The sequence below is a fragment of the Bacillus sp. 1735sda2 genome (genome assembly GCF_024159245.1).
Taxonomy (GTDB): domain Bacteria; phylum Bacillota; class Bacilli; order Bacillales; family Bacillaceae; genus Bacillus; species Bacillus pumilus_O.
Genome location: NZ_JAMYWZ010000001.1, coordinates 652,924 through 677,051, shown reverse-complemented (window position 1 = coordinate 677,051; position 24,128 = coordinate 652,924). Strand labels below are relative to the sequence as shown.

Genomic DNA, 24,128 nt, shown 5'->3' with positions numbered 1-24,128 from the left:
AGCATGATGCTATTTATGTTTATGAGAAATAAAATGTGCATGAATATAGCAAAGATTATAATAGCCTTAATTTCCATGTTGTCTCCTTCTGAATGGGTAATCCTATAACACTTCTCCATATTCGGGCTTTATCCCTTCTAATCATCAAAAGAACAAAAAACACCTTTCCATCTCATCAGATAGAAAGGTGTTTTGATTAAACGGATTTCCCCGCAGCTTTCAGCGCACGGGCGCCAATGTCACGGCGGTAAAATAGACCTGGTTGAATGATTTCTTCAACCGCTTCATACACTCTTGTTCTTGCCGCTTCAAATGTGTCGTCAAACGCCGTCACATTTGCTACACGTCCGCCATTTGTGACGAATTGGTCGTTTTCTTTTTTTGTTCCTGCGTGGAAGGTCACGACATCAGACACCGTTGTTTGCAAAGCACCGATCGGCGTGCCTTTTGCGTAGTCCTCAGGGTATCCTTCTGAAGCAAGAACAACACTGACAGCGGCAGTGTCTTTCCACTGCAAGTCCACATCTTTTCCGTCCAGAATGTCGAGGAAGACTTGGACTAGATCTGATTCAAGACGAGGGAGAACCACCTGCGTTTCAGGGTCGCCAAAGCGTGCGTTGAACTCGATGACTTTTGAGCCTTCTGGCGTCAGCATTAAGCCTGCATATAAAATGCCTGTAAACTGACGCTCTTCCTGCACCATTGCGCGAGCCGCCGGTTTCACAACATCTTCCACCGCTTTTTGGACAACTTCATCTGAAATTTGTGGAACTGGTGAATAAGCGCCCATTCCGCCGGTATTCGGTCCTTTGTCATCTTCAAATGCTCGTTTGTGATCTTGCGCGATCACCATTGGGTACACCTTATCTCCATTAACAAAGGCCATCAGTGAAAATTCTTCGCCTGTTAAAAATTCCTCGATGACGACAGAAGCACTTGCATCGCCAAACTTTTCATCCTCTAAAAAGTCGTGCAAACAGTTGATCGCCTCATCAAGTGTCATCGCAACGGTCACGCCTTTTCCTGCTGCGAGACCATCTGCTTTAATGACAATCGGCGCACCCTTTTCTTCCACATATGCCTTCGCTTCTTCAAACGATGTAAAAGTGGCATAAGCGGCGGTCGGGATATCGTAGTTTTTCATTAAGTCTTTTGCAAATTCCTTTGAGCCTTCAATGACCGCGGCTTTTGCATTTGGTCCAAATACCTTTAGACCCGCCTCTTCAAATGCATCGACGACACCTGCAATTAAAGGAACCTCTGGACCGACAATCGTTAAGCCGATTTTATTGTCTTTTGCAAAACGAATTAATGCCTCATGATCCCCTTCGTCAATTGGGACAAGCTTCGCAGCATCTGTCATTCCATCATTGCCGGGTGCGACAAATACTTGGCTGACAAGTTCACTTTGGTTCACTTTCCATGCGATGGTATGCTCTCTTCCGCCTCTGCCGATAATTAATACGTTCACACTGTCATCCCCTTAATGTTTGAAATGTCTAACGCCAGTGAAGACCATGGCGATGCCGTATTCATCTGCTTTTTGGATTGATTCTTCATCACGAATGGAACCACCTGGCTGGATGATCGCTGTGACGCCTGCCTTTGCAGCAGCTTCCACTGTATCGCCCATCGGGAAGAACGCATCAGAGCCTAGTGCGCTTCCTTTCGCTTTTTCACCTGCTTGCTCAATCGCAATGTTTGCTGAGCCCACGCGGTTCATTTGACCAGCGCCAATCCCTGCTGTCATTTGATCTTTCGCGAGGACAATGGCATTTGATTTCACATGCTTAACGACTTTCCATGCAAGCTTCAAGTCTTTCCATTCGTCTTCTGTAGGTTCTCTTTTCGTTGGAATAGAAATTGTTGCTTCCTCTAAGCCATACGTATCAATGTCCTGCACGAGTAGTCCGCCATGAACACTTGTGAGCTGCTTTTCTTTTTTCCCAAGATCCGCTTCTACATCTAATGTTAATAGACGTAGGTTCTTTTTCGCTGTTAACACGTCAAGTGCTTCTTGGCTAAACGATGGAGCGATGACAATTTCTAAGAAAATCGTATGCAGCACCTCAGCCGTTTGCTTGTCTACTTCACGGTTAAGCGCCACAATGCCTCCAAAAATAGAAGTTTCATCTGCTTTGAATGCACGGTCAAATGCTTCTGCAATCGTTTCTCCTGTACCAACACCGCATGGATTCATATGCTTCACAGCGACAGCCGCTGGCTCCGTAAATTCACGTACGATTTGAAGAGCTGCATCTGCATCTTTGATGTTGTTATAGGAAAGTTCTTTTCCGTGTAATTGCGTTGCAGTAGCTAAAGAGCCTTTGCTTGGTAGAGCATTTTCATAGAAAGTTGCCGCTTGGTGCGGGTTTTCTCCATAACGAAGGGATTGTTTTTTCTCAAACGTGACAGTGAACTGCTCTGGCTCTGTTTCGCCAACAAAGTTCGTTAAATAATCTGCAATGAGGGCATCGTAAGCAGCTGTATGACGGAATACCTTCGCCGCAAGCTCACGTTTTTTCTTAAGCGACACGCCGCCTTCTTTGATTTGTTGAACGACTGAATCATAATCACGAGGATCGACAATGACTGTGACGTCTTGGTGGTTTTTTGATGCCGCACGAAGCATTCCTGGTCCGCCAATATCAATGTTTTCAATCGCTTCTTCATACGTTACATCGTCTTTTGAGATCGTCTCTTTGAAAGGATAGAGATTCACGACAACAAGATCAATCGGCTGAATGCCATGCTTTTCAATCTGTGCCATATGCTCATCGTTTTCTCTCACTGCCAATAATCCACCATGAATGTTCGGGTGAAGCGTTTTGAGTCGTCCGTCCATGATTTCAGGGAATCCAGTGACTTCAGAAATCCCAATGACATCAATGCCATTCTCTTGAAGAAGCTTATGTGTACCTCCAGTTGAAATAACTTCAACGCCAAGTTCTGTTAATTCTTTCACAAAAGGTACAAGATTCGTTTTATCGGAAACACTGATTAATGCGCGTTTGATCGTCATGCCTTCGTCACCTCATTAAGATAATTCTAAAAGTGATTTGATCACTTTTGGATATAGTGTATGTTCTAGTTCATGCATTCTTTTTTCAATCGATTCAAGCTCTTCGCCTTGGTCAATATAGATCGCGGCTTGGTCAATAATCGGGCCTGTATCCATCCCTTCATCAACAAAGTGGACAGTGATGCCTGCCACTTTGACGCCTGCTTGATAGGCTTGTCCGATGGCATCAAGACCTGGGAAAGCTGGCAGCAAGGATGGGTGGATATTCACGATTTTCCCTTTGTATGCTTCAAGTAATGTCGGGCCGATCAGTCTCATGTACCCAGCAAGGAAAACCCACTCTACTTCATGAAGCCTCAGTTGTTCGATGATGGTTTGTTCAAAAGCGGCTTTATTCGGAAAAGCTTTCGGGGTAAAAGCAAAGGAGGGAATGCCCTCTTTCTCAGCACGCTTCAGCACCTTTGCACCCGGTTTATCACAAATCACAATGGCGGCTTCAGCCTGCCATCCTTCTTCTTTTAACGTATCTATAATGGCTTGAAAGTTCGTCCCGCTTCCAGAGGCGAAGATCGCAAACTTCTTCATGAGAGGCTTCCACCGCCGAATGTGACACCTTCTCCTTTTTGAACACGTCCGATGAGAAATGCTTTCTCTCCATCTTGTTCAAGCTCTCTAATCACATCCACAAGATCGTCCTCTTTTACAGCTAGGACAAAGCCAATACCCATATTAAACACGTTGAACATCTCTTCTGCCTTTAACTGACCTTTTTCTTGAATAAAGGAGAAAATGGGTGGTACTGGCCATGAGCCGTTATCAATCTCAACGCCAAGACCTTCAGGCAGCATACGTGGTAAATTCTCAATAAAACCGCCACCTGTCACATGTGCCATGCCGTCCACTTTGCCGGCTTTTACTTGTTTGAGAACAGGCTTCACATAAATTTTTGTTGGTTCAAGAAGCTCTTCACCGAGCGGTCTTTTAAAAGGTTCATACGTTTGATGCAAATCAAGACCAGCGTCTTCCAGCAAAACTTTACGAACGAGAGAATATCCATTGCTATGAATTCCGCTTGAGCTGAGTCCAATCAGCAAATGCCCCTCTTTGATGCTGTTTCCTGTCACGATTTCGTCTTTTTCAACGACACCTACTGAAAAACCAGCAATATCATATTCTTCTTCTGTGTAAAGACCTGGCATTTCGGCTGTCTCACCACCGACAAGTGCTGAACCAGACTGCTCACATCCGTCAGCCACACCTTTAACAATGGATTCAATTTTTACCGGATCTGCTTTTCCAACGGCTAAGTAATCTAAGAAAAAGAGCGGTTCTGCCCCTTGTGCAAGCACATCGTTGACACACATAGCCACGGCATCGACGCCGATCGTATCGTGTTTATCCATTAAAAAGGCAAGCTTTAATTTCGTTCCGACACCATCTGTTCCTGAAACAAGAACGGGCTTTTTGTATGGCAGCTCAGATAGATCGAACATACCGCCAAATCCACCTAGAGCACCCATAACTCCTGCTCGTTTTGTACGTTCAACGTGTGTTTTCATTCGTTTGACGGCTTCGTACCCTGCTTCGATGTCGACACCGGCGTTTTTATATGCTTCTGACATCCCATTCACTCCTTTTAGCTGCTGATTTCCATGTATTTTCGGCAGAATGAAAGAGCAGCATATCAACTCATCTTGACTGCTGCTCCTTTAATCGATTATTTCGTCAAGACCGTTTCCTTCACATGCGGAAGAACCGTATCTTCATATATTTCAGTTGGGTATTTTCCAGTAAAGCATGCTAAACACTGACCGCGCTGCGGATCATCATACTTCCTGCCAATCCCGTCCATTAAACCGTCTACAGATAAAAATGCAATGGAGTCTGCACCGATTTCCTGTCTAATCTCTTCCACTGAATGAGAAGAAGCAATCAGCTCTTCGTGTGTGGATGTATCAATCCCATAAAAACATGGATGTGCGATTGGCGGTGAACTAATGCGTACATGAACTTCCGTCGCACCCGCTTCTCTGAGCATCGTGACAATTCTGCGGCTTGTTGTACCGCGTACGATGGAATCATCCACCATCACAACACGCTTTCCTTCGACTACACCGCGTACAGCAGACAGCTTCATCCGTACGCCCTGCTCACGCAATGCTTGAGACGGCTGAATAAACGTCCGCCCGACATAACGGTTTTTAATCAAACCAAGCTCATACGGAATACCTGTTGCTTCGGCATATCCAATCGCTGCAGATATACTGGAATCTGGTACACCTGTCACAACATCTGCTTCGACATGCGCTTCCTCAGCAAGTTTTTTGCCAAGACTCTTTCTCGCACTATGCACATTGATACCGTTAATATTACTGTCAGGTCTTGAGAAATAAATGTATTCCATGCTGCACATGCTGCGGTTAATGTTCATCGAGAAGCGCTCAGATTTGAGGCCTTCATCATTAATGATCAGCATTTCGCCAGGCTCCACATCACGTAAATATGTGGCACCGACAACATCAAATGCACATGTTTCAGAAGCGACAACATAAGCATCCCCAAGCATACCAAGTGAAAGCGGACGTAAGCCGTTCGGATCAAGCGCCACGATCATTTCTGTCTCCGTCATGATTAAGAAAGCATAGGCTCCCTTAAGCATAGACAGTGCATTTTTGATCTGTTCTTTTAATTCCATATGCCCGCTGCGCTTAATTAAATGAGCCAGCACTTCGGTATCAGAAGAGGTCTGAAAAATACTCCCTTGGTTTTCTAGCTGCTGCTTTAACTGTGTTGCATTCACTAAGTTTCCATTATGAGCAAGGGCAAGGCTGCCATTGTTTTGCGAACGGAAGAAGAGGGGCTGCACATTTTCAAAGCCGCCTCCGCCTGCTGTCGCATACCGAACGTGTCCAATCGCACCTTTTCCTTTCAAATCCTTTAGCTCACCGTTTTGAAAGACTTCCGTAATCAGTCCAAGGCCTTTGTGTGACGTCAGGTTCTCACCATCTGTTGCAATGATGCCCGCACCTTCTTGTCCTCGGTGCTGAAGGCTATGCAATCCGTAATATGTGATTTGTGGGGCTTCTTCGTGTCCCCAAACCCCAAAGACACCACACTCTTCATTTAAGCCTCTGATTTCAGCAAGCATGGGATCGCTCCTTTCCATGCACGTTCAAGTTCGTTGACCGCTGCATGAATCCATTGTTGTCCTTCTTGATTTTTGACAGTAAACACACCATCATTTGTCACCGTACCGACTTCTTTCGCATCTTTGACAGTCGCAGCAAACGCTTCGCGGTGCTCCGGTTTCACTGTGACAACAAAACGTGACTGTGTCTCACTGAATAATGAAGCTTCGCTGTCTAAATCGATTTGGATATCTGCGCCAAGCCCGTCAGTTCCAAATGTACTTTCAGCAAGTGCTACACCAAGTCCGCCTTCAGACACATCGTGTGCTGATTGAACGAGACCGTTTTGAATTGCGGCGAGCAGAGCTTCTTGACGCGCCAGCTCTACGTCCAAATCAATTTCTGGTGCTTTTCCATAAATACGGCCTTCTGTCATCTTTTGAAGCTCACTGCCTGCAAATTCTTCCTTCGTCTCACCAATGACGAAAATCACATCGCCAGCTTGCTGGAACGATTGCGTCGTAATATGAGCAGTATCTTCAACCAAACCAACCATTCCAATGACTGGTGTTGGGTAAATCGCTGTTCCATTTGATTCGTTATATAAAGAGACGTTTCCACCGATAACTGGTGTGCTTAGCGTGCGGCATGCTTCGCTAATCCCGTCAGCAGACTTTTCAATTTGCCAGAAAATTTCTGGTTTCTCAGGGTTACCGAAGTTTAGGTTATCTGTTACTGCAAGTGGACGAGCGCCTGAGCAGACAATGTTACGTGCTGCTTCTGCGACGGCGATTTTCCCGCCGACCTCTGGATCAAGGTAAAGATAACGTGCGTTACAATCTGTTGTCATCGCTAGGGCTTTTTTCGTTCCACGGATTCTTAAAACGCCCGCATCAGAGCCCGGTGCAACGACGGTATTTGTCCGAACCATGTAGTCATACTGATCATAGACCCATTCTTTACTCGCAATCGTTGGCTGCTGAAGGAGCTGCTTTAATGTCTGTGCAGCATCTGTAATCGCTGGAGCTTCCACTTTCGTTTCTAAAAACTCACGATAGTATGCAGGCTCACTTGACGGCTTGTGATAAACCGGTGCTTCTTCTGCAAGAGCGTCAACAGGAAGCTCACATACCACTTCACCTTGATGAAGTAAACGAAGCATTTTATCGTCTGTTACATGACCGACTGATACTGCTTCAAGATCGTATTTTTCGAAAATATCAATGATTTCTTGCTCACGGCCTTTTTCAATGACTAGAAGCATTCTCTCTTGTGATTCAGATAGCATCATTTCGTATGCAGACATACCTGTTTCACGCTGCGGAATGAGGTCTAGATTCATCTCAATACCTGAACCTGCTTTACTCGCCATTTCCGCACTTGAGCTTGTTAAGCCAGCCGCTCCCATATCTTGAATCCCAACGAGCGCATCGTTTTTGATGACTTCAAGGCACGCTTCAAGCAAAAGTTTTTCCATGAATGGATCGCCGACTTGAACTGCTGAACGTTTTTCTTCTGATTCATCAGAAAATTCTTCAGATGCGAATGTTGCACCGTGGATACCGTCACGTCCCGTTTTAGCACCAACGTACATGACCGTGTTGCCGACACCTTTTGCCTGCCCTTTTTTGATGTCCTCATGGTTGATTAATCCAACACACATCGCATTCACGAGCGGATTGCCTTCATAGCTTTGATCAAAATGAACTTCTCCGCCGACTGTAGGAATTCCGATACAATTTCCATAGCCTGCGATCCCTGCCACTACTTCTTCAAACAAGTACTTCACGCGCGGTGAAGTCAGTTCACCAAAACGAAGAGAGTTTAGTACAGCAATTGGACGCGCACCCATGGAGAATACATCACGGATAATTCCGCCGACACCAGTAGCTGCTCCTTGATACGGTTCAATCGCAGATGGATGGTTATGTGATTCGATTTTAAATACAACCGCTTGGTTGTCTCCAATATCAACGATTCCAGCGCCTTCCCCAGGACCTTGAAGAACATGCTCTCCTTTTGTCGGGAATTTGCTTAAAACAGGCTTTGAGTTTTTATAACTGCAATGCTCTGACCACATGACAGAAAAAATACCTGTCTCTGTGTAGTTTGGCAGCCTGCCAATAATAGATTCGATTAAAGCGAATTCTTCATCACTCAATCCCATTTGCTGATACAATTTCTCTTCTTTAATTTGCTTGTGACTTGGTTCAAGCAGTAGTGACATGAGTGTCCCTCCAATTTTTCACGATAGATTGAAACAATTTAAGTCCGTCTGCGCTGCATAGTAATGAATCCACCGCGCGCTCAGGGTGCGGCATCATGCCGAGTACATTGCCCTCTTCATTCGTAATACCTGCAATTCGATTGACACTACCGTTAATATCGTCTCCGTAAGTGAAAGCGATTTGGTTATTTTCAATAAGCTTTGCTAAAGTGTCTTCATCACAGTAGAAGTTGCCTTCACCGTGCGCTACAGGAACCGAAATGGATTCGCCTTTTTGATAGCCGCTTGTAAATTGCGTTTCGTTGTTCTCTACAATGAGTTCAACTGGACGACAGATAAATTTTAAGTCTTTATTTCGTCTCATTGCACCTGGAAGAATGCCAAGCTCCTGAAGAATTTGGAACCCGTTACAAACACCAAGAACAGGTTTTCCTTCCGCAGCTGCTTTTTTCACCGCCGGCATGATGTTTGAAAAGCGAGCAATCGCACCGCATCTTAAGTAATCCCCATAAGAGAAACCGCCTGGTACGAGTACACCGTCAAATCCGTCTAGACTCGTTTCGTCGTGCCATACATATTCAACTTGTTCACCTAACTCATCTTGAATCGCATGGTACATATCGATATCACAGTTAGAGCCAGGCAAGACGATCACTGCAAACTTCACTGTGCGACAACCTCCTCCACCTCATAGCGGTAATCTTCAATCACCGTGTTGGCCAGTAATTTTTCACACATTTCTTTGACGACTGTGTCTAAATCACGATCTGATTTTTCAATGACAAGCTCCATGTATTTCCCGATACGGACATCCTTTACTTCCTGATAAGACATGCTGTGCAAGGCGTGCTGCACGGCACTTCCTTGTGGATCAAGAACGCTCTCTTTTAAGCTGACAAAAATTTTCACTTTATACATGTTTATGGCCTCCAAGTCTTTTGAAAATTTCTTCGTATGCATTTGTTAAGCCGCCCAGGTTTCGTCTGAACACGTCTTTATCAAGCTTTTCGTTTGTCTCTTTGTCCCAAAGCCTACACGTATCAGGTGAAATCTCATCAGCTAGCAAAATACGATTCTCGTGATCTATTCCGAATTCAAGCTTGAAATCAATTAAATTCACATGGCAGTCTGAGAAGATTTGCTTTAACTCTTCATTTACTTGTCTTGTGATCTGTTTCATTTCCTCGACCTGCTCTGGCGTCGCTGCATCTAAAATGCGAATATGATCTTCTGTAATGAGCGGATCGCCAAGTGCATCATCTTTGTAGTAAAACTCGATCAATGGTGTATCCAGTTTTGTTCCCTCTGGAATGCCTAGGCGCTTTGACATACTGCCTGCTACCACATTTCGCACAACCACTTCAAGCGGTACAATCTGCACCTTTTGAATGAGCTGCTTTGTTTCAGAAAGGCGTTTCACAAAGTGATTGTTGATCCCTTTCTCATGCAGCATTTGAAAGATTAAGCTTGAAATTTCGTTATTCAGTCTGCCTTTGCCTTCGATTTCAGCTTTCTTTTCGCCGTTAAATGCTGTCGCTGAGTCTTTATATTCGACATATAAAATATGCTCGTCATCGGTCTGATAGATTTTTTTCGCTTTGCCTTCGTAGAGAAGTTCTTGTTTCACAGTCATTCAGGTTGGCCTCCTAATTTGAATGTTGGCAATTTTCAGGATTGGGCACCTGACGAGCAGGTGGCCCTTTTCTTACGCAAGACCTAGACGTTCGAAAATCATATCGACATTTTTCAAGTGATAATTGTAATCGAAGCAGTCAGCGATTTGTTCAGGTGTTAAGCGTGATGTGATTTTTTCCTCCGCCTCTACTAATGAACGGAATGGCACTTGCTTCTCCCACGCTTCCATTGCTTTTGGCTGAACCGTATCATATGCCTCTTCACGTGCCATGCCAGTATCGATTAATGCAAGAAGAACACGCTGTGAGTAAATCAAGCCAAGTGTGCGGTCCATGTTGCGTTTCATGTTCTCAGGGAAGACCGTCAAGTTTTTCACAATGTTTGAGAAACGGTTTAGCATGTAGTTCAGTGCAATCGTTGCATCTGGTAAAATGATGCGTTCAGCAGACGAATGAGAAATATCACGCTCATGCCAAAGTGGTACATTTTCATAAGCTGTCAGCATATATCCACGGATCACACGGGCAATTCCCGTCATATTTTCAGAGCCGATTGGGTTCCGTTTATGCGGCATTGCTGATGATCCTTTTTGTCCTTTTGCAAAGAACTCTTCTACTTCACGTGTTTCACTCTTTTGAAGACCACGAATTTCAACAGCAAATTTCTCAATGCTTGTTGCGACGAGTGCAAGAGTTGCCATGTAGTCTGCATGACGATCACGCTGCAAGGTTTGGGTGGAGATTGGTGCAGCTTTGATGCCAAGCTTCTCACATACATATTGCTCAACAAACGGATCGATGTTCGCATATGTGCCAACAGCCCCAGAAATTTTGCCAAATTCGATGCCAGCTTTTGCTTGTTTAAAACGTTCTAGGTTACGCTTCATTTCTTCGTACCAAAGACCAAGCTTCAGACCAAATGTAGTCGGTTCAGCGTGTACACCATGTGTACGGCCCATCATGACCGTGTATTTATGCTCTTTCGCTTTTTCTTTTAGGATGTCAACAAATCTCTCAATGTCCTTGAGCAAGATATCGTTCGCCTGTTTTAATAGATATGAAAGCGCCGTATCCACCACGTCTGTAGAGGTTAACCCGTAATGAACCCACTTTCTTTCTTCTCCTAGAGATTCAGATACAGCACGCGTAAAGGCAACCACGTCATGGCGCGTGTCTTGTTCAATCTCTAGAATACGATCAATATCAAAGCTTGCATTCTTACGCATAGTCACAACGTCTTCTTTCGGAATGACACCAAGCTCTGCCCAAGCTTCACAAGCGAGAATTTCTACTTCAAGCCATGCATTAAATTTGTTTTCCTCTGTCCAGATTGCTGACATTTCTGGTCGTGCGTAACGTTCGATCATTTCCCGTTTCCTCCATCTCTTTCAGTCCATATCTTTGTGATGTTTGTCATCCATTCATCATCGAGCTGTTTCATAAAGGTCATATGCCCCATTTTGCGGCCTTCTTTTACTTCATGCTTTCCATATAGATAAAGCTTTGCTTCTTTGAGAAGCTCGGGATGCTCTATTGGGATGTCTACTTCATCGCCTAATAAGTTCACCATCATGCCCTCTGATAAAAGGGCTGTGCCGCCAAGCGGTAAACCGCATATTGCGCGAACGTGCTGTTCAAACTGACTCGTCTCACATAAATCGAGCGTATAATGACCAGAATTATGCGGGCGAGGCGCCAGTTCATTGACGAGCAGCTCTCCTTCGTTAGTCAGGAACAGTTCTACAGCAAGTGTACCCACTAGCCCCAGCTTCTCAGCCAGTGTCGTTGCCAGTGCTTTTGCCTTCTCCTGAATGCTTTCATCTACTCTTGCAGGCACAATGCTCTGGAACAAAATGTTGTGCTTATGAATGTTCTCAGCGACTGGGAATACCGCGATCTCCCCATGAATAGAACGAATGACGATCACCGAAAGCTCCATTTGAAATGGAACCCAGCTTTCTAAAATACAAGTTCCATGTGTGAGCAGTGCAGCTGCTTCCTGATGCTGTCCTTTTTCCTTGATCACATACTGCCCTTTTCCGTCGTAGCCACCTCTGCATGTTTTCAGAACGGCTGGCAAACCAAGCACGGTTACTGCGTCTTCAAGCTCTTTTACATCATGAACGATGCGATAGGGCGCTACTTCACAGCCTGCGTCTACAATCCCTTTTTTCTCTGTTTCTCGATTTTGAGTTAAAAGAAGAAGTTCACTTCCTTGCGGTAAATTGGCTTCTTCCTTCAATTGATTGAGTGCATCGTAATCAATATTTTCAAATTCATAGGTCACGACATCGCTGATTTCTGCGAGCTGCCTGATTCCATCCAGGTCACTATATGCCGCTGTGATTTCTGTATCAGCAACCTGTCCACAAGGAGATTGTGTGACCGGGTCTAAGACAGCTGCCCGGTACCCCATTTGCTTTGCGCTGACGGCCATGTATCTACCAAGCTGGCCTCCGCCGATAATACCGATGGTTGCGTTTGGAAAAATGGTCTGCTTAGCCAAGCTGATCACTGCTTTCTAGTACAGTCTGTTTTGTTTGCTCTCTTCTTTCCTCAAGACGAGCAGCGATTGTTTCATCAAATGCTGAAATCATTTGTGCGGCTAGAAGACCTGCATTTGTTGCACCGGCTTTACCAATCGCTACTGTCGCAACGGGTACACCGCCTGGCATTTGAACGATGGATAATAAGGAATCAAGTCCATTTAGTGCTTTTGATTGTACGGGCACACCAATGACCGGCAGTGTCGTTTTTGCTGCGACCATCCCCGGTAAATGTGCTGCGCCTCCAGCACCGGCAATGATGACTTTTAGTCCTTTACCTCTTGCTTCTGTCGCATATTCAAACATCAAGTCAGGTGTCCGGTGTGCGGATACGACCTGTTTTTCATACGGAATGTCTAATTCCTCTAAGATATCGCACGCATTTTTCATTGTTTCCCAATCAGATGTACTTCCCATGATGACACCTACAAGCGGCTTCATTTTGTCCCCACCTTTAAGCTGATATTCGATTTTGTATCGTTTGACACGCTTCCCAAACCTAAGTAGCTTGTCAAACGCCGAACAAAAAGGCCCGATTTGCATTGCATTGTTAGGAAGCAACACAAACCGGGCCATGGTAAGCGCTGTTCGCTTTTGAATTGCCATGTCAGTTTTGTTCACTATCCTGCATAGTCCAGTCATTTACGGTAACTGGGTAGAAACTTATGGGCCATATTCCCAAGATTATATGAGGTTCGTGTTTTGATTTCATGTTTATCTTAACAACGGATGTTCATGATGTCAACGGATTTATCGAACAATCTATGAAGTCGTCGTTTTAATGTTCGGATTTAGACTATTTTTCCTTCAAATACGATTTTTTTCCCAATCGGAATGATCTGAATCGACCCATTTTCCTTCTTTTCCTGAAAAATGGGCTCCTCCATTCGTCGGACAGGCGAGTAGCCTTCCGCTGCCATCTGGGACAACACTTGATCGATCGTCATGTTGTCTTCCACATAGAATTTCTTCTTCTTTGGTTTTGCGGTCATTCTTTAATTCTCCTTTTCTTCACAGCCTTCACCCAGAAGCCGCCGTGAATCGATTTGGGCTCATATGAAATGATAAATGCCTTTGAATCCAGCGTTTTAATCGTTTCATATAATTGCAGTTCATATTTTCTCGGTGTTAAAATTTGCAATGCTGTCCGGTCTCCTTCAAGACCGCCTGCTACCCAGCTGGTGACACCATATCCTTTTTCTCTCAATTGTCTTGGGAGATCGACATCTAATTCTTTTGTGATCACGTTAACAGTTGTGTAGCCAAGTGCCAGCTTCTCTTCAATTTTCATCCCGACAATGATCCCCATCCCATAACCTAGCGCATACGCAATAACATTTTGGATTTGATCTAAGTTATCAAGTACGATACTTAATCCAATCACATAAATCAGCATCTCAATCGTACCAGCAAAAGCTGCTGCGTACCGTCTGCCTTTCATTGTTAAAATCAAACGCATTGTGGAAAAAGAGACATAGACAATATTAATCACTAAAATGATCAAAACCATGGTGAACGCATTGGATAAAAGTTGTTGAAGCACGATTCGAACCCCCTGCACTAAAAAATCAAATAAAGCACCCCATATTCTACTAGAGAACATACCTTGACACAATCAAATTTGCGCGAGAAAAACACATATATCTTTCGACAAGAACGGTGGTCTTTATTACCAAGAGTTTACCCGTTTTTACCTCTTCTCAACATGAAAACCTCCTTTTATGAAAAAGGAGGTTTTCAGTGTATATATTATCCAAATCGAACGGGCACAAGTGAAGGAATCAAATACTCTCCGACAATGCCCCAGAGCAGTGCAATGATGACAAGCTCCACCAATAAAAAGACCCAGCCGGTATACATTAAATCACCACGTGCCGTTTTATGATCCGATTGAATCGAGCGAAACAATACGACCGCAATCAACTGGAGACCAAAGAACATCATCACAGATAAAATGACCGTCACATATGGAATATTCAGCATGGCAAATACAAGCCAAAGGATCGATAAAACCAAAACCGGTACAAGTGCGGCACCAAACTTCATGATCACTTCTTTCAGTGATATGTTTCCTTTTAGCATGTACTTTCCGAGTAACCAGACGGTAAGCATCATCAGTGTGAGCAGAATGAGTGTAAAGATCGCTACCCTCAAAAAGGCATCACCAAAAGAGTAATGAATGCCAAAGCCTAATAAACGAGTCTTTGACGCCTTTAATTGAACATAGTTGCCTAAAGCAAAAAACACGCTGAATAACACAATCGAGATCCAAGCATACTTCATCCGTAATGTTTCCGCTTGATTGATTGCTCTACTCGGTGATTTTAACATCGCAAGTCCAAATGAGCTATAGCGCTGAAATGCGCCTCCTACACCTTGCAGCATACGTTGAATGGTAGAACGCTCATCATCCGATGCCGCTTTTGCTTTCGACGTTCTTCCACGTTTTGCGGCGCTTCTGCTAAGGCGGGATTGCCTCGTTTCTTGATCTATTGATGGCTCTTCATTTTTTAAGTCTGATGTACTTTGCTCTTCATCTTTTTCTAACATCTCATATCAACTCCTATCCAGCACAATCCTGACAGGTTCATACGAATGACCTATCCGGATGACTCCTCTTAAAGTAGCGGAGTCTCTCTGTTCCGTCAAGATTCCTTGACGTTCATACGAATAGACGGATAAAGGGTAGCAGAGGTTTTAAATTGGCAAGAAAATAAGGCAAAACAAAAAAACAGCAGCTTCAATGAGCTGCTGTTTCAGCGTGTAGACAAGCCCTCGCATTCTTTGTCAGTCCTGCGCGCTGGTGCTCATGAATGTCAAATTCGCTCCGCGTCAGTGCTCGTCCTTCCTAGACTGCAAAGGTTTTCTATCACGCTGAAAAAAAGAAGACAAAGGGTTAAAATAAAGATCGTTTTAACCCTTTGTCAACAATTAATGATTTAAGAAAGCAAAGTAGAGAATAAAGATCACAAACAATCCATACATAATCGGATGTATTTCTTTGGCTTTCCCTTTAAAGATCATCGTAATCGGGTAGAAAATAAAGCCAACCGCAATCCCTGTTGCAATACTGTATGTGAGTGGCATCATAATCATCGTTAAGAACGCTGGTACAGCAATTTCAAAACGATCCCATGCAATCTTCGCAAGCGGAGCGACCATCAGTGCCCCCACAATGATTAAAGCAGGTGCTGTCACATTCTTTGTAACGATGGATAAAAGCGGCGAGAAGAACATCGCAAGCAAGAAGAAAATACCTGTCACGACAGATGCAAATCCAGAACGTGCACCTGCTGCAACACCTGAGCTAGATTCAACATAAGATGTTGTCGTCGATGTTCCAAGAATAGAACCTACAACAATTGAAGATGAATCCGCTAGAAGTGCTCTTCCTGCACGCGGCAGCTCATTATTTTTCATTAGACCAGCTTGGGTTGCAACAGCCACAAGCGTTCCTGCTGTATCAAAGAACCCAACGAATAAGAACGTCAAAATCACGACAAGCATTTGGATTGAGAAAATGTCTGGCAAATGAATCAAGGCTTGACCGAAGGTTGGAGACAAGCTTGGAATACTTCCCACAATTTGCGTCGGTACTGGGACAAGACCAACAATCATTCCTGCAATAGCTGTCACAAGCATCCCAATGAAGACACCTGCATTCACTCGCAGAACCATTAAAATAACAGTCACCACGATACCAAACACCGTTAATAAGACAGGACCACTATGAATGTTTCCAATCGAAACGAGCGTATTATCATTATTAGCGATAATACCAGATCCTTGTAGACCGACAAACGTAATGAATAGACCAATACCCGCACCAACCGCTAGCTTTAGCTCAGCCGGAATAGCATTGATGATTTTTTCACGGAAACCTGTTAAAGAAAGGGCAACGAAAATCAATCCTGATACAAACACACCAGAAAGTGCTGCTTCCCATGTAATGCCCATGCCAAGAACAACCGAGAAGGCGAAAAAGGCATTTAAGCCCATACCTGGAGCAATCGCAATCGGATACCTAGCAATTAGCCCCATCAGAATACACCCTGCGGCAGAGGCTAGCGCCGTCGCTGTAAAGACAGCGCCTTGATCAATTCGTAATTTATCTGGAAAATCCGGTACCGACACTAAAGCAAGTGTGATCGGATTGACAAACAAAATGTAAGCCATCGCCAAAAATGTGGTTAAACCACCGATGATTTCTCTGCGGTAATTCGTTCCTAATTCATCAAACTGAAAAAACTGTTTCAAGCCAACTGACTCCCTTCATGTCCTTTTGCTTTAGTCTGCCCCATTCACAAGTCAAATAAAAAACGCCCCAACACTTTTGGGACGCTTGACTACATATGTGAATTCAGACCGTGACATAAAACAAGAACAATGCATGATTTATATCAAACGAGTGTGAATTGACGTAGTCAAGCTATTTACGGTAGCTTGGTAGAAACTTGCGGGCCATATCCCCGCTATTATACGACTTCTATCTATTTGATTTCTGTGTCTATTGTACCAACTTCATTTTTAAAACACAATACGAAAAGCGAACATTTTTCAAAGAAACGTCCGCTTCATTCGTCTTATTACACGAATTTGGAAAATCACATCTAGTTCTTTATACACCCTTCTCCAAATCCTTCTCTTTTGCAAAAACCGCTTCGGCTACATGGAAAAACTCTTTCACTGCTGGAGAAGCTTGGGAGAGAGACGGACAGGCAAGCGCAACCTCGCGGTGATGAGAGACATTCAACTGTCGAATGTGCACAAGCTGCTGCGTTTTTAAAAACAGCTCAGGACCTATCGTGACACCAAGTCCTTCCCCAACCATACGAGCAATAGTCGTACAATCGTGTACTTCAAATAAAGTAGCTGGCTTCAATTGAGCCTCAGCAAAAATATCCTCTACATGTGATTGATACATGCCAGTCGGCATAATAAATGGTTCATCCGCCAAATCTGTGATATCTACAATGGACTGCTGGTGAAAGCGATGATTTGGATGATAGGCGACCACCATCTCATCTTTGATCAGCGGCAGCAAGTCAAAAGCTTCATCTGCATAGCCTTTCACAACAAAACCAACATCAATGATGCCAGAGTCCAGCCACTCCAATATTTCTTCATACGTTCCCTCATAGAATTTAAATTCGATTTTCGGATGTTTTTTCTGATAGCTCACAAGCAGCTTAGGCAATAAACAAGCTGATGCACTGGCAAATGTTCCGATTCGAATCAAGCCCGTTTCGATATTTTTCGTTAACGCAATTTCTTGCTGGATTTTCTCCAATCTATTTAACACTTCTCTAATATGCGGGAGAAGCGTTTGACCAATGTCCGTTAGCATAATGCCCTTTTTTCGATCACGAATGAATAAAGACACATCCCACTCCGTTTCTAAACTCGCCACCGCATGACTGACCGCGGACTGCGTCATATTTAAAGCTTCAGCTGCTGCGGTAAAACTGCCAAGCTCGACCACTTTTGCAACAATATCAAAGCGAACAAAGCTCATGAGTATTCACTCATCTCCTTCATGAAAAACATCAATTTTACTTATGTTAGCACGGAATTTAAACTAAAGACAACGTATCAAACTGAAGGAAGGGTTCAAAATGAAAAATACATCACATCAGCTATTGATTATTCTTTTAGCTGTCGGTTCATTCGTCACAGGCACGTCAGAATTCGTTGTGTCAGGCATTCTAGATATTATTTCCGTTGATTTAAACATCTCCATTCCTGCTGCCGGGCAGCTTATTACCGTTTACTCTCTCTTTTATGCAGTAGGTGCCCTCTTTTTAGTGATGGCAACATCGAAATTGAACCGAAAAAAGGTCCTGTTATCGGCGATTTTTATGTTTATTTTAGGCAATGTGGTCGCCTTTTTTAGCCATCACTTTATGCTGCTCCTGCTATCCCGAGTCATCATGGCGATGAGTGGCGGCTTATATATTGTCGTCGCCACGAATTATGCAGCACAGATCGCCCCTCCAGAAAAAAAGGGCAGTGCGATGGCAACGGTCATTACTGGATTTACCGTTTCACTCGTACTTGGTGTCCCGATTGGCACATTTTTATCAGGTCATGTGGATTGGCACTATATTTTTCTCATCATTGCACTAGGTACTGCTTGTCTTTTATTCCTGCTTTATCAATTACTGCCACGCATGGAGGGACATTCACATCTGCCATTGAAGCAGCAATTACATCTCCTTCAAGATAGCAGAGTGATCAGCGGATTAGCCACAACCGTCTTTTGGATCTTAGGCTACACAATGGTATTCGCCTATATCTCGCCTTTATTACGACAGACCGCTGGCTTCTCTCTTGAAATGACAAGTATCGCCTTACTCATTTTAGGAATCGCTGCTTTTATAGGTTCACGATTTGGCGGCTTCGCCGTTGATCAATGGGGGCCAAACCGAACCATCTCTATCAGCATCATGATCCAGATGGTCACTCTATTCACCCTATTTTTTACACAATTTTCTACAATTAGCGTCTTGATCACACTAGCCATATGGGGCATCGCAACATGGACGACAACGCCAGCGAAGCAGTTTTATCTTATTTCTCTAAAACCTCAAGCATCAGAAACCGTGCTGAGTTTTAATACAGCGATTATGAATATCGGCATGATGCTCGGATCATCAATGGGCGGCGTGATTATTCAGTATACAAATGTCACGAACTTAAGCTGGATTGGCGGTTTAGCTAGTTTTGTGGCATTCATGTTGATTCGGTATTCGTTCAATCGTCATCGACTGGTGGAACAACAGACAAAAAGCGAACATGTATAATCATGTTCGCTCCAGATTGTTGACAAAGTGCTAAAATGATCTTGATTTTAGCACTTTGTCTTCTTTTCAGCGTGATAGAAAACCTTTGAAGTCTAGGAAGGACGAGTACTGGCGCGGAGCGAATTTGACATTCGTGAGCACCAGCACGCAGGACTGACAACGAATGCGAGGGTTTGTCTACACGCTGAAGCGAACATGTATAATCATGTTCGCTCTCTTATTTATTGACTAGCTTTTGACGTTTCTTTTTTGACTGGAATGGTGACCTTTATTTCTTTGTGTGGTGCCAACATATTTAGTTCTGACAAATCAAGATAAAGCCCATAATCTTTAAAAGAAAAATGGTTTAATGATAAAGTCTCTAGATTCTTATCATCAAATTCAAAGATGGATTGCATAGAAGCTGTCTTTACATTCGTCACCTTCGCATGGTTCCCCTTCAAGTAATATCCGCTTTCATAATCTGCTTGTGGATCGGGCCATGATTTCATCTTTTCAATATCGCCTAATCCAATGAATTCACCTATATTCTCCATCACATCCTGATCTAATTCTTTTTGATCTACTCCAGTAAATTGATAATCAACAATCACAGAACGGTCTTTTTGCTCTATCTTATTGATTTTGATTCCGATGCCATGGTGTTTTGTTTTGAACTGAACAGGCAGCTTTGTCTTGAGAGGAATGATGTGGCTGTATTCTCGTTCGATATCCACAGATGTGTCAAATGTCAATTCGGTCGCCTTTGGATTGATCGGCTGATTCAAAATCGTCAAATGTTCTTTTCTATTTTTATCAGAAGTCAGTTGTTTTTTCCTTAAAACAGTTCCAATCTCAAGCTCATACTCATTTCCTAAATTATCTTTCATCCCATGTATACTAACTTTATCATCTTTGGCAAAACCATTGTAATCAATGGCATATTGAATAGCAGAGCCATTCACTCCATTTTCTACCTTTACATTTCTTATTTGATAACGTCCATTTAAAATAGACACGTCTTTTTGTCCCGCTAGTAAGGTGGTTTTTTGCTTGACCACAGGTAACTTGAAGCGCCAATTCCCTACAATATCCCCAATCTTCGAAATAACAAGCGGGACTTGTTGACCTTGTTTGATCGTTTGTCCATTTGTATAGACTTCCGTCTGCCCAACATAGCGGCCATCTTTCATTTTTTTCAATCCCTGATTGTCGTAACTCGGTTGGAAAGTTTCATTTTTATGATCGAAGTTGTTGACTATGAATGGTACAGAATCTTCCTTTGTATTCAAATTCTCCACAGTAAACGTATAAACAAGCCGCCCTGCATCATAATACACACTGTTTACTTTCACAGTAACCCCTCTTGATTCAGCCCCCTCATTGACATGTTTCACCAACTCACTCTGAAAAAGAGACATTCCTACTTTATCGTGAAACATCATATAAAACTGTCCAATAATCGGGACGCGTGCCATCGCTGTATTAAGAGAAGGAAAAAGGAAGCCTGATGAAAAATAAAGAACGATTAGTATGATGACAGAATATATTGGCGTTCTCCAATTCCATGTGAACAAAAGTCTTTTCTTTTCCGCTTTCACATCTCCTATTGCTTGGCGAACCGCAGAAGTTACTTCTACCATTGGTACTTCAATCTCATCATAAAGCTTTTTCATTTCTTTTCGTTCCATCGACACTCTCCTCCTTTTCCAATGTTTGCTTTAATAGCTTTCTTGCGCGATACAAATGAGTTTTGACCGTTCCTTCAGGCATACCCATCTGCTGAGAAATCATCGAAATCGAATAATCTTGAAAATAAAATAGCTGAATCACAACCTGATATTGCTCATCTAACACATCAAGAGCATGTTTTAAATCTAATTTGTCTTCCAAAAAATCATTCCGCTCAACGCTTTCGTGCTGCTGTTCAAGCGGGACAACATTTTGCTGCTTTTTCTTCATCGCAAAAATCGTATGAATCAAAATCCTAGTCAGCCATGTAGAAAAATAAGCCGGTTCTTTTAATCCAGATAAATGTTTAAATGCTTTAATGACCGTCTCCTGAACAGCATCTAACGAATCCTCTTTATTTCTTGTATAGAGAAAAGCCGTTTTATATAAACGCTCTTGATACATCAGCATTAATGTCTCAAATGCCGGGACATTCCCTCTTTGTGCTTTTTTAATTAGACGCACTTGCTTCATCTCATCCACACCTCCTACACCTGTTAGAGCAAGCTTTCTCTCAAACGGTTTCAACAAACGGAAATTTCTTTTACTTAGCATATGTCGGATAAAAATAGAGAAAGTGAAGAATAGAGTCGAAAGAACAAGTTGGATATTTGATATAATGGAAGAAATATCTACAAAAAGGGGTATGTCGATTGTTTCGATTCGAAGAACCCACGTGTGCTAGCTGTCAGAAAAAAATAGAAGGAAACGAAGAAGTGTACGTTAAGTTGGTCTATCCAAAGAGAAAAGGAATGACAGAGGTGAAGGCTTGGCTGAGGAATGAAGGGGTTTTTTATTGTCAGGCATGTACAGAACAAAAGACATCGCATGGAGGATAATCAAATGAAAAAAATCAACTTTCCACAAACATTTCCAACAATTCATACCGAAAGACTAATCTTAAAACAAGCAACGATCGAAGATGCTGAGGATATGCATACCTATTTATCCAATGAAGCCGTGTGCCGCTACATGGGCATTGATGCTCATGAATCCATTGAAGACACAAAAGGAGAAATCAAGTGGTATGACAATATCTTCAAAGAACAAACAGGCATCCGGTGGGGCATTTCTTTAAAAGATGATCCTGCGATCATCGGCAGCTGTGGATTTCTTAACTTGGAAAAACAGCACTGCCGCACGGAAATTGGCTATGAATTACACCACGATCATTGGAGAAAAGGCATTATGAAGGAAGCGATTACTGCGGTATTGCGATATGGATTTCAGGAAATGAACTTAAACCGGATTGAAGCCATTATTGATCCAGCAAATACGTCCTCTGTTCAATTATTGGAGAAGATAGATTTTGTACAAGAGGGTTTATTGAGAGAGTATGATCTTGGCCAACATGGGTTTGATGATGTGTTTATGTATTCTATTTTGAAGCGGGATTACAATACACAATAGGTTGGAAAACAAAAAAAGCGAGATGCTCACTCGCTTTTTTGTTTGTACTTTTATAACCAGAATAGATCAACTTTAAGTTTGTATTGATGGCAAAACAAAAAGCTGATATTTTAAACGCCTCATCATCACGTGATCAAGCTTATTCACCATGTATGTAATCCGCCTTCAACATGCTGTATATTTCTAAATCAACAACTCCTTTGCCAGACCATAAAACACCTTGTCTGAGGAGCCCTTCTTTGATAAAATCATTTTTCAATAGGACTTTTTTCGATACTTCATTTGCTGGCATGACCTCTGCTTGAATTCTATTGATATCAATCTCTTCAAAAAGAAATGTCACAAGTGTAGAGACAGCTTCTGTTGCGATGCCCTTGCCCCAATGTTCCTCTGCCAAGAAATAGCCAATCGTCACCGCATTCACTTTTTGATTGAGGTCCATTATTTCAATGATGCCAACTAGCGTATGGGGCATGTTCTTTTGAAAGATTCCCCATTTCACTCTGCTTTTCTTCGTATAATCTCGTTCAAAATGTCCAATCATCTTTTTTACCGTTTGGAGGTTATGTTTGGGAATGATTCCACAATACTGAAAGACTGCGTCATTGTCGTAAATTGAAAATAACTCTGGCAAATGATGCTCTTCCACCTTTTTTAACAATATATTCTTTGACGCAACTACAGGAAAAGTTCCAAACAGACTTTCTATTTGCATCTCTTAATCCCCCTTATTCCTTGATAGGAATATAGATTTTCATTTTGATATCGTTCGGGCCATTCGAATGTAAGACATCTGTTATTTCAAAATCTGGTCCACTTGTTCTTTCATAATTTGAATTTGGAAGCCAGCTACCATAGATATATCTTCTAGTGTTTTGCACCATTTCATGAGATCCACTCACTTTAAATTCTGCATATTCCCCCTCAGGAATCACTATTTTTACAAACCCTTCATTTAATTCTAGATCGAAATCCTCCACTTCTTCCCCTACCACAAACGAAAAATGACCATCATCTTGAAAAGAAGTAGATATACCATAAGCCATATGAGGTGCTATTTTCTTTTGAATCTGTTGATAATACTCCTTTTTTCCAAAATCCATATAAAACAAAGGAATGTCAGTGAAATATTCCTCATTTTGAAGATTAGTTTGATACTCGTAACCAATGATATAAAAATTGCCTAATTGAGTGATAACAGGTTTATTCATATTGAGTTCACTGTCTAGCTTAGATTGGTACGCTAAAAAATCCATTTTGTTTTGTTTCTTTAACATCACTCCCTCTTTTCGAAACCTGCCTGGTGTCACTCCAAAGAATTGTACAAAAGCACGAGTAAACGCTTCTTGAGATCCATACTGGAAAGCAATCGCTATGTGTAAGACATTCTGCTTTGTTTCTTTTAATAATCGAGCAGCCTCAGAGAGCCTTCTATTTCTAATATACTCTTGCACAGAAAAACCTGTAATGGCTTGAAACAATCGCTGAAAATGAAACGCTGAAAAGCAGGATTTCGAGGAAATCTCCTTTATACTTATATTGTTTTGGAGGTTCTCCTCAATAAACTCAATTGAATGCTGTATTCTCTCATAGTAATCCATTGTTTCTCCCCCCTCTACCTTTTATTTTATTACTTCCCTCCTCTTTT

Annotated in this window: 24 protein-coding genes and 2 riboswitches; of the genes, 3 read left to right on the top strand and 21 right to left on the bottom strand. The window is 42.6% G+C overall.

Annotated elements, in window-relative coordinates; all coding sequences use genetic code 11:
- Positions 1-196 precede the first annotated feature (196 nt).
- The 17 genes from purD to NKR21_RS03405 form a co-directional block, all read right to left on the bottom strand.
- Positions 197-1,471 carry a phosphoribosylamine--glycine ligase gene (gene purD / locus NKR21_RS03485; protein ID WP_144456737.1) on the bottom strand — a complete coding sequence of 425 codons (1,275 nt, stop codon included), beginning with the start codon at positions 1,469-1,471 and terminating at the stop codon, positions 197-199.
- 12 nt (positions 1,472-1,483) lie between these two features.
- Positions 1,484-3,022: a bifunctional phosphoribosylaminoimidazolecarboxamide formyltransferase/IMP cyclohydrolase gene (gene purH, locus NKR21_RS03480; RefSeq protein WP_144456739.1), complete on the bottom strand. Its 1,539-nt coding sequence runs from the start codon at positions 3,020-3,022 to the stop codon at positions 1,484-1,486.
- 15 nt (positions 3,023-3,037) lie between these two features.
- Positions 3,038-3,607, bottom strand: coding sequence for a phosphoribosylglycinamide formyltransferase (purN, locus tag NKR21_RS03475; protein ID WP_144456741.1), 570 nt, complete (start codon positions 3,605-3,607; stop codon positions 3,038-3,040).
- Positions 3,604-4,644, bottom strand: coding sequence for a phosphoribosylformylglycinamidine cyclo-ligase (gene purM, locus NKR21_RS03470; RefSeq protein WP_012009145.1), 1,041 nt, complete (start codon positions 4,642-4,644; stop codon positions 3,604-3,606). The genes purN and purM overlap by 4 nt, the downstream gene beginning before the upstream one ends.
- A gap of 95 nt (positions 4,645-4,739) precedes the next feature.
- Positions 4,740-6,170: an amidophosphoribosyltransferase gene (gene purF / locus NKR21_RS03465; RefSeq protein ID WP_012009144.1), complete on the bottom strand. Its 1,431-nt coding sequence runs from the start codon at positions 6,168-6,170 to the stop codon at positions 4,740-4,742.
- Positions 6,146-8,377: a phosphoribosylformylglycinamidine synthase subunit PurL gene (gene purL / locus NKR21_RS03460; RefSeq protein ID WP_144456743.1), complete on the bottom strand. Its 2,232-nt coding sequence runs from the start codon at positions 8,375-8,377 to the stop codon at positions 6,146-6,148. Before purL ends, purF begins: the two co-directional genes overlap by 25 nt.
- Positions 8,361-9,044: a phosphoribosylformylglycinamidine synthase subunit PurQ gene (gene purQ / locus NKR21_RS03455; protein ID WP_144456746.1), complete on the bottom strand. Its 684-nt coding sequence runs from the start codon at positions 9,042-9,044 to the stop codon at positions 8,361-8,363. Before purQ ends, purL begins: the two co-directional genes overlap by 17 nt.
- Complete coding sequence (gene purS, locus NKR21_RS03450; protein ID WP_003214349.1) at positions 9,041-9,295, bottom strand: phosphoribosylformylglycinamidine synthase subunit PurS; 255 nt, start codon at positions 9,293-9,295, stop codon at positions 9,041-9,043. Before purS ends, purQ begins: the two co-directional genes overlap by 4 nt.
- Entirely contained in the window at positions 9,288-10,010 is a 723-nt protein-coding gene (gene purC, locus NKR21_RS03445) for a phosphoribosylaminoimidazolesuccinocarboxamide synthase (RefSeq protein WP_144456748.1), read from the bottom strand. The genes purS and purC overlap by 8 nt, the downstream gene beginning before the upstream one ends.
- Before the next feature lie 72 nt (positions 10,011-10,082).
- Entirely contained in the window at positions 10,083-11,378 is a 1,296-nt protein-coding gene (gene purB / locus NKR21_RS03440) for an adenylosuccinate lyase (RefSeq protein ID WP_012009140.1), read from the bottom strand.
- Positions 11,375-12,517, bottom strand: a complete 1,143-nt coding sequence (purK, locus tag NKR21_RS03435; protein WP_144456750.1) for a 5-(carboxyamino)imidazole ribonucleotide synthase — start codon at positions 12,515-12,517, stop codon at positions 11,375-11,377. Before purK ends, purB begins: the two co-directional genes overlap by 4 nt.
- A complete protein-coding gene (gene purE / locus NKR21_RS03430) occupies positions 12,510-12,998 on the bottom strand; it encodes a 5-(carboxyamino)imidazole ribonucleotide mutase (protein WP_050945777.1) in 489 nt (162 codons plus the stop codon). The genes purK and purE overlap by 8 nt, the downstream gene beginning before the upstream one ends.
- 169 nt (positions 12,999-13,167) lie before the next feature.
- A riboswitch (purine riboswitch) is annotated at positions 13,168-13,269 on the bottom strand.
- A gap of 79 nt (positions 13,270-13,348) precedes the next feature.
- Positions 13,349-13,549, bottom strand: a complete 201-nt coding sequence (locus tag NKR21_RS03425; protein ID WP_012009137.1) for an NETI motif-containing protein — start codon at positions 13,547-13,549, stop codon at positions 13,349-13,351.
- On the bottom strand, positions 13,546-14,100 hold the full coding sequence (locus NKR21_RS03420) for a DUF2179 domain-containing protein (protein WP_024424505.1): 555 nt from the start codon (positions 14,098-14,100) through the stop codon (positions 13,546-13,548). Before NKR21_RS03420 ends, NKR21_RS03425 begins: the two co-directional genes overlap by 4 nt.
- A gap of 206 nt (positions 14,101-14,306) precedes the next feature.
- Complete coding sequence (locus tag NKR21_RS03415) at positions 14,307-15,107, bottom strand: hypothetical protein (RefSeq protein WP_144456753.1); 801 nt, start codon at positions 15,105-15,107, stop codon at positions 14,307-14,309.
- A gap of 381 nt (positions 15,108-15,488) precedes the next feature.
- The gene (locus NKR21_RS03410; protein WP_003214014.1) at positions 15,489-16,814 is read right to left on the bottom strand and encodes an NCS2 family permease; all 1,326 of its coding nucleotides are present in this window, start codon (positions 16,812-16,814) and stop codon (positions 15,489-15,491) included.
- Between the two features lie 144 nt (positions 16,815-16,958).
- Positions 16,959-17,060, bottom strand: a riboswitch (purine riboswitch).
- Between the two features lie 115 nt (positions 17,061-17,175).
- The gene (locus NKR21_RS03405; protein WP_012009134.1) at positions 17,176-18,072 is read right to left on the bottom strand and encodes a LysR family transcriptional regulator; all 897 of its coding nucleotides are present in this window, start codon (positions 18,070-18,072) and stop codon (positions 17,176-17,178) included.
- Between the two features lie 100 nt (positions 18,073-18,172).
- Between NKR21_RS03405 and NKR21_RS03400 the strand changes: the two genes are divergently transcribed.
- Complete coding sequence (locus NKR21_RS03400) at positions 18,173-19,360, top strand: MFS transporter (RefSeq protein ID WP_144456755.1); 1,188 nt, start codon at positions 18,173-18,175, stop codon at positions 19,358-19,360.
- A gap of 221 nt (positions 19,361-19,581) precedes the next feature.
- Here the strand turns inward: NKR21_RS03400 and NKR21_RS03395 are convergent, their stop codons facing one another.
- Positions 19,582-21,030, bottom strand: coding sequence for a DUF4179 domain-containing protein (locus NKR21_RS03395; protein WP_144456759.1), 1,449 nt, complete (start codon positions 21,028-21,030; stop codon positions 19,582-19,584).
- Positions 20,999-21,544, bottom strand: a complete 546-nt coding sequence (locus NKR21_RS03390) for a sigma-70 family RNA polymerase sigma factor (protein WP_144456761.1) — start codon at positions 21,542-21,544, stop codon at positions 20,999-21,001. Before NKR21_RS03390 ends, NKR21_RS03395 begins: the two co-directional genes overlap by 32 nt.
- 179 nt (positions 21,545-21,723) lie before the next feature.
- On the opposite strand from NKR21_RS03390, the gene NKR21_RS03385 reads away from it, so the two are divergent.
- Together NKR21_RS03385 and NKR21_RS03380 are read left to right on the top strand one after the other, a co-directional pair.
- The gene (locus NKR21_RS03385) at positions 21,724-21,909 is read left to right on the top strand and encodes a Fe3+ hydroxamate ABC transporter substrate-binding protein (RefSeq protein ID WP_119124499.1); all 186 of its coding nucleotides are present in this window, start codon (positions 21,724-21,726) and stop codon (positions 21,907-21,909) included.
- A gap of 4 nt (positions 21,910-21,913) precedes the next feature.
- Positions 21,914-22,480, top strand: coding sequence for a GNAT family N-acetyltransferase (locus NKR21_RS03380; protein WP_119124498.1), 567 nt, complete (start codon positions 21,914-21,916; stop codon positions 22,478-22,480).
- A 139-nt stretch (positions 22,481-22,619) separates the two neighbouring features.
- Here NKR21_RS03380 and NKR21_RS03375 read toward each other — a convergent pair whose 3' ends face one another.
- Complete coding sequence (locus tag NKR21_RS03375) at positions 22,620-23,195, bottom strand: GNAT family N-acetyltransferase (protein WP_144456763.1); 576 nt, start codon at positions 23,193-23,195, stop codon at positions 22,620-22,622.
- Between the two features lie 13 nt (positions 23,196-23,208).
- The gene (locus NKR21_RS03370; RefSeq protein WP_144456765.1) at positions 23,209-24,081 is read right to left on the bottom strand and encodes an AraC family transcriptional regulator; all 873 of its coding nucleotides are present in this window, start codon (positions 24,079-24,081) and stop codon (positions 23,209-23,211) included.
- Between the last annotated feature and the right edge of the window lie 47 nt (positions 24,082-24,128).

Excerpts from the sequence above, each read along its gene's own strand:
- purH (WP_144456739.1), bottom strand. The coding sequence starts at position 3,022 with ATGACGATCAAACGCGCATTAATCAGTGTTTCCGATAAAACGAATCTT.
- purN (WP_144456741.1), bottom strand. The coding sequence starts at position 3,607 with ATGAAGAAGTTTGCGATCTTCGCCTCTGGAAGCGGGACGAACTTTCAA.
- purM (WP_012009145.1), bottom strand. The coding sequence starts at position 4,644 with ATGTCAGAAGCATATAAAAACGCCGGTGTCGACATCGAAGCAGGGTAC.
- purF (WP_012009144.1), bottom strand. The coding sequence starts at position 6,170 with ATGCTTGCTGAAATCAGAGGCTTAAATGAAGAGTGTGGTGTCTTTGGG.
- purL (WP_144456743.1), bottom strand. The coding sequence starts at position 8,377 with ATGTCACTACTGCTTGAACCAAGTCACAAGCAAATTAAAGAAGAGAAA.
- purS (WP_003214349.1), bottom strand. The coding sequence starts at position 9,295 with ATGTATAAAGTGAAAATTTTTGTCAGCTTAAAAGAGAGCGTTCTTGAT.
- purC (WP_144456748.1), bottom strand. The coding sequence starts at position 10,010 with ATGACTGTGAAACAAGAACTTCTCTACGAAGGCAAAGCGAAAAAAATC.
- purB (WP_012009140.1), bottom strand. The coding sequence starts at position 11,378 with ATGATCGAACGTTACGCACGACCAGAAATGTCAGCAATCTGGACAGAG.
- purE (WP_050945777.1), bottom strand. The coding sequence starts at position 12,998 with ATGAAGCCGCTTGTAGGTGTCATCATGGGAAGTACATCTGATTGGGAA.
- NKR21_RS03425 (WP_012009137.1), bottom strand. The coding sequence starts at position 13,549 with ATGACCGCAAAACCAAAGAAGAAGAAATTCTATGTGGAAGACAACATG.
- NKR21_RS03415 (WP_144456753.1), bottom strand. The coding sequence starts at position 15,107 with ATGTTAGAAAAAGATGAAGAGCAAAGTACATCAGACTTAAAAAATGAA.
- NKR21_RS03405 (WP_012009134.1), bottom strand. The coding sequence starts at position 18,072 with ATGAGCTTTGTTCGCTTTGATATTGTTGCAAAAGTGGTCGAGCTTGGC.
- NKR21_RS03400 (WP_144456755.1), top strand. The coding sequence starts at position 18,173 with ATGAAAAATACATCACATCAGCTATTGATTATTCTTTTAGCTGTCGGT.
- NKR21_RS03395 (WP_144456759.1), bottom strand. The coding sequence starts at position 21,030 with ATGGAACGAAAAGAAATGAAAAAGCTTTATGATGAGATTGAAGTACCA.
- NKR21_RS03390 (WP_144456761.1), bottom strand. The coding sequence starts at position 21,544 with ATGAAGCAAGTGCGTCTAATTAAAAAAGCACAAAGAGGGAATGTCCCG.
- NKR21_RS03380 (WP_119124498.1), top strand. The coding sequence starts at position 21,914 with ATGAAAAAAATCAACTTTCCACAAACATTTCCAACAATTCATACCGAA.
- NKR21_RS03375 (WP_144456763.1), bottom strand. The coding sequence starts at position 23,195 with ATGCAAATAGAAAGTCTGTTTGGAACTTTTCCTGTAGTTGCGTCAAAG.
- NKR21_RS03370 (WP_144456765.1), bottom strand. The coding sequence starts at position 24,081 with ATGGATTACTATGAGAGAATACAGCATTCAATTGAGTTTATTGAGGAG.